Origin of the sequence: Streptomyces virginiae (assembly GCF_000720455.1) — a bacterium.
Classification (GTDB): domain Bacteria; phylum Actinomycetota; class Actinomycetes; order Streptomycetales; family Streptomycetaceae; genus Streptomyces; species Streptomyces virginiae.
In genome coordinates, this window is sequence record NZ_JOAK01000070.1 from 1 (window position 1) to 4890 (window position 4890).

At 69.6% G+C, this 4890-nt stretch carries 4 protein-coding genes and 1 pseudogene; 4 read left to right on the forward strand and 1 reads right to left on the reverse strand.

Annotation, left to right across the window (positions count from 1 at the left end; translation table 11 throughout):
• From IG86_RS44950 to IG86_RS0137820, 4 genes and pseudogenes are all read left to right on the forward strand, one after another.
• A pseudogene (locus IG86_RS44950) lies at window positions 1–99 on the forward strand (Hsp20/alpha crystallin family protein); the annotation flags it as partial.
• 109 nt (window positions 100–208) lie between these two features.
• On the forward strand, window positions 209–604 hold the full coding sequence (locus tag IG86_RS0137810; RefSeq protein WP_030834201.1) for a DUF2267 domain-containing protein: 396 nt from the start codon (window positions 209–211) through the stop codon (window positions 602–604).
• A 72-nt stretch (window positions 605–676) separates the two neighbouring features.
• On the forward strand, window positions 677–1129 hold the full coding sequence (locus tag IG86_RS0137815; RefSeq protein WP_030834198.1) for a DUF2267 domain-containing protein: 453 nt from the start codon (window positions 677–679) through the stop codon (window positions 1127–1129).
• 185 nt (window positions 1130–1314) lie between these two features.
• The gene (locus tag IG86_RS0137820) at window positions 1315–2235 is read left to right on the forward strand and encodes a SigB/SigF/SigG family RNA polymerase sigma factor (RefSeq protein WP_078906190.1); all 921 of its coding nucleotides are present in this window, start codon (window positions 1315–1317) and stop codon (window positions 2233–2235) included.
• 325 nt (window positions 2236–2560) lie between these two features.
• On the opposite strand, the gene IG86_RS0137825 is transcribed toward IG86_RS0137820, so the two are convergent.
• Window positions 2561–3757 carry a PP2C family protein-serine/threonine phosphatase gene (locus IG86_RS0137825; protein ID WP_030903052.1) on the reverse strand — a complete coding sequence of 399 codons (1197 nt, stop codon included), beginning with the start codon at window positions 3755–3757 and terminating at the stop codon, window positions 2561–2563.
• Window positions 3758–4890 lie beyond the last annotated feature (1133 nt).

Consider the following 4890-nt stretch of genomic DNA (forward strand, 5'->3'; position numbering starts at 1 on the left):
GCGGGTGTCCTGACCCTGCGGATCCCGATCGCCGAGCGCGCCAAGCCCCGCAAGATCAGCATCGGCGGCGAGTCCGGCCGCAAGCAGATCTCCGGCTGAACCCTCCAGTACCAGCCGGCAGCGGAGGGCGGGAAGAGCCGATTCCCCCTCCGGTACCCCGCCCTCCGCACCCCTCTTGGACCCTTCACCCCTTTCTGGAGGTGACGTGATGTCGATGCGCAGGGAGGCGTTCCTGGCCCACGTCCAGGAACGAGGCGAGTACGAGACCCCGCAGGACGCCGACCGCGTAGCCCGCGTCGTCCTGGCGCTGCTGGGCGCACACCTGGTGGGCAGCGTGCGGGCCGAGCTCGCCGCCCGGCTGCCCGAGACGTACGCCCTGATCCTCCTCAATCCGCTCCAGGCCGCGGAGCCGCTCTCGCCGGAGCGGTTCGTCCGTGCGACCGCGGCCTGGATCGAGGGCGCCACCGAGAAGACGGCTCTGTGGGACATCGGCGCCGTCCTGTCCACCGCGGCCGCCGCCGCGGGTGATGTCCTCACCCGCGAGGTCCTGCTCCAACTCCCGCACGGCTACGACCTCCTCTTCGGCCACCCCCAGCCCACCTGACCGTCGACCCGCCCGCCCCGGCCCTCCACCGGCCGGAGGCCGGATCCTCAGCAGAGAAAGGCAACAGCAGCCATGTACGACCAGCCTCGACCGAACCGGGCCACCCCCGCCATGACGTTCGACCGGATGCTGGAACGCGTGCGCTACGAAGGCGCCTACCCCACCCGCGAACGCGCCGAAGAAGCCGTCCGTACCGTCCTGGCCGCCCTCGGCCGGCAGCTCACCGGCGACGAGCGCGTCGACCTCGCCCAGTGCCTGCCCGTCGAGGCCGCCCTCACCCTGACCGCCCAGATTCCCGACACCGAACACCTCACCGGCTGGGGCTTCGTCAAGGACCTCGCCGAACGTACCGGCGCCACCCCGGCCACCGCCCGCTGGGACACCGGCGCGGTACTCGCCGTCGTCACCCGCCTCGCGGGCCCCGACCTCCTCGCCCGCATCCTGCGCCAGCTCCCGGGCGACTACGCCCTCCTCTTCGGCCAGGCAGAACTGCGCCGGCCCCAGCTGCACGCCGCAGCCACCTGAGGGCTTGGCACAGCCCCCGGACGCACCGCGTGGCCGGGCCGCACTGCGGCCCGGCCACCGCTCGCAGCACAGGGGGCCGGTGATGCCGTGATCGGACCCACGCCATGAGAGGTCCGTCTGATTGGGATTCCGCTTGTGTGGGCACACGCCCGCGCAAGCCATTCGTGCAGGGGAGGAACGCTTTCATGTCTCACGTCGCCACAGCCACCATTTCCGCCCAGGAGACCGCCCTGGACGCCTTCACCCGTGCCGAGCCCGCAGACGCCGTCGGGCAGGCCGCGGGGCCCTTGCCGCAGATCGACAACGCCCGCGAGGTGGCGCCCGCGGACGCGCGGGAGCTGTCGCGCCTGTTCCTGGTGCGGCTGAGGGAGCTGGAAGAGGGGACCCGGGACTATCAGTACGCGCGCAACACCCTGATCGAGATGAACATCTCCCTCGTCCACTTCGCCGCCCGCCGGTTCACCGCCCGCATCAACGCCGGCATCGAGCTCGACGACGTCATCCAGGTCGGCACGATCGGCCTGATCAAGGCCATCGACCGCTTCGACCCCGAGCGCGAGGTCGAATTCTCCACCCTCGCCATCCCGTACATCACCGGTGAGATCAAGCGGTACTTCCGCGACACCACCTGGGCCGTGCACGTCCCCCGCCGCCTGCAGGAACTCCGCGTCGAGCTCGCCAAGTCCCAGGAGACGCTCACCGAGGTTCTCGGACGCGCACCAAGCGTCAAGGAGATCGCTGAGCACCTCGAACTCTCAGAGGAAGACGTCATCGAGGGACTGGTGGCCGCCAACGGCTACATCAGTGCCTCCATCGACTCGGCCACCGGCGTCACCGAGCGCACGGCCGCTCGCCGCGAGGGCCGGCCCCTGAGCGAAACCGTCGGTGACATCGACCCGGCCATGGCACTCTTCGAGGACTTCCACACCCTCGCGCCCCTCCTGCGCGACCTCGACGAACGCGACCGCAAGATTCTCCGGATGCGCTTCGCCCAGGAGATGACCCAGTCCGAGATCGGTGCCGAGCTCGGCATCTCGCAGATGCAGGTGTCCCGCCTGCTCACCCGCATCCTGACCCACCTGCGCAGCGGCATGCTCACGGCCTAGACAGCCCCCGCACCACAGACGCCGTCCAGCGTGTACGAGACGCATCCCGATCGCCGCCGGACGGGCGTGAACCACCCCAAGCGGCGGCGGTGCAGGTTCCGCCCGGTGCGTGGACGACTGTGTCGGGTACTCGGCCGTCTCCCGGCGGCCGCACGAGCAGCTCCCCCCGGGCCACTCATTCCAGGCTGCCCGAACCGAGCCGCCCACGCACCGGGATCCACCGAAAGCGGTAGGGCGCAGTCACTCAGCGCGCCGGACGCCGCTACTTCGATTGCGCCCAGCGGGGGGGGGGGGGGCAAGGACCGTCCGGGGCCAGCGCGCGTGGTCACGCCCTCGGCGTTCGAGTGGAGGCGGGTTGGGGGCCGTGCCAGTCGAGGCAGAGGACGGTGGCGTCGTCTTTGGGAGGCTGGCCGTCATAGGCGCCGGTGACAGCGCCGACGAGGGTGCGTACGACCTCGCGCGGATGCTCGGCTGCGGTCTTGCGGAGGAGGGCGGGCAGGTCGACTGTTTCAGCGTCGCGTTCCTGCATGCCGTCGGTGTGGAGCAGGAGGCGGTCACCGGGGCGCAGGTCGAGTTGTTGCACGTGGTACAGGCCCTGGAGGGCGATGCCGAAGGGCAGGTCCACGGCCAAGGGCACGACGTCGACGGCGCCGTCGCGCAGGCGGAGGGGCCAGGGGTGGCCTGCGTTGACGAGCTGGGCGCCGGTCCCGTCCAGGGCGATGCGCAGCAGCTGGCCGGTGGCGAAGGTCCGTCGGCCATGGTCGAGGAGGGCCTGGTGAACCTGGCGGGCCTGTTCGGCAAGGTCCGTCCCTGCGCGGCGAGCGCCGCGGGAGGCGTTGACCAGCAGGGTGGCCATGAGCGAGGCATCGACGTCGTGGCCCATGGCGTCGGTGACGGACAGGTGCAGGGTGCCGTTGTCGAGGCTGTAGTCGTAGGTGTCGCCGGCGATGTCGGAGGCTGGGACCAGGGCACCGGCGAGGGTGAACTGGGGGGCCTCGCAGGAGGGCGCCGAGGGCAGGAGCTGGCGCTGGATCTCCGCGGAGAGGCTGACCGTAGTGGTGCGGTTGCCCCAGTGGTAGAGGTCGGTGAAGCGGCGGTCGGTGACGATGATGTACGCCAGAGCGTGCGCGGCATCTTCGACCTGCTCCAGCACATCCCGGGTGACCTGGGTGAGGAACAACTCCAGGACGCCGATGGTGTCGCCGCGGTTGGTGACCGGGGCAAGCACCCGCCGACCCTGCTCCCCGTCCGATTGAAGCACCAGTCTCTGGCTGCTCAGGACCTCGTCGTAGATGCTGCTGCCGGCGAGGGGCACCTGTTCGGCGCGCTCCTCCGTGTAGGTGGCCGCCGTGTCGTGGACGCGCAGGAGGCGCCGGCCGACGACGTCCACGAACAGGAACGACACGTACCCCGCGCCGAACCGGTCACGGAGGCTACGCGCCACGACATCGAGGGAGTCCACCGGTGCGGCGGCCTCCGCCGCTGCCAGCACCTCAGCCAGTCCGATCCGCTCACGCGCCACATCAGCCTCCACAGAGTTCTCTTTCCCGCGAAACGACCGAATCACGACCGCGACATGCATCAGGGTCAGGGACGACGGACCTGACCGCGGTGGCTGTCTGTGCCAGGTCATCCTGCTGGCCGCTGCAGCCGAGCCGATGAAGTCCGCCGAACCGGGTCGGTCCTACGCTGCCGCAGTGAAGGCGTTCACCGCGACCGGCGCCTCACCGTCGCCTGCCTCAGACCGGGAGAGCATTTCCGGCGCACAGCAGGACGGGCGCGGGCGGCTGAGCCCGCCAGCGTAGGCCGGCTGCTTCGGGCAGGCGCCCGGTGGGAGAGGCAGGCCTTGCGGTGGGTCTCGTCGTCGGCCGACGCCTACCACGCCACCGAAGGACGCTGCGATGAGACACATCGCAACAATCGGAGGCGACTCCAGCGCGCGCTCGCCGCGGCGAAGTCCGGCTCTGCCTCCCCGGTCGTGGCGCCCCCGCCGACACCCGTTCAACCCGACAGCACCCGATTACCTCAAGGGAGGACATCTGGAAATCTATGTCGGCCAGAGTAGACATTGGGTGGTGGTGCGGTTATGGTTTCTCTCGTAGCCCAGAGAGACAGCAGGGCCTGGCAGAGACGAACTGCCAGGCAGAAGTACCGCAGTACCCGAAGTTGCAGTGCGCAGGACGGTGCGGTGGTGGAGTTTCGAAGCCAGAGCAGGTGCAGGAAGGCGACGGGGCTGACGACCGGACCGGGTGGCTCGCAGTGATCAGGGGCCACCGTGAGCAGTACCGCAGTTGACGCAGTGGTGAAGTTGGCAGTACCCAGCAGTGCAGTTGAGTGAGTGGTACCTCGGTGAAGGCGTCGGCTGCGGGCGCGCGCACCGGGAAGTTCGGCAGTGGGGTTCTAAGCCAGGGCAGATGCACGATGGGCAACGGGGCTGGCTGCCGAAGGCGTGGCGCTTGACCAGGTCACGCGCAGTACGAGCAGTTCGCAGTATCGGCAGTACAGCAGTTCCCGCAGGTAAACAGTTGATCACCGAGGGAAGAACGGAGGAGTTGAGGCGCCATCAGGATCGCCCGGGCGGAAGTCTGAGCCCGGGTACCGCAGGACATCGATAGTGAGGTGGTCTCCGGTCAAGCAACCGCGATCCCCGCATCT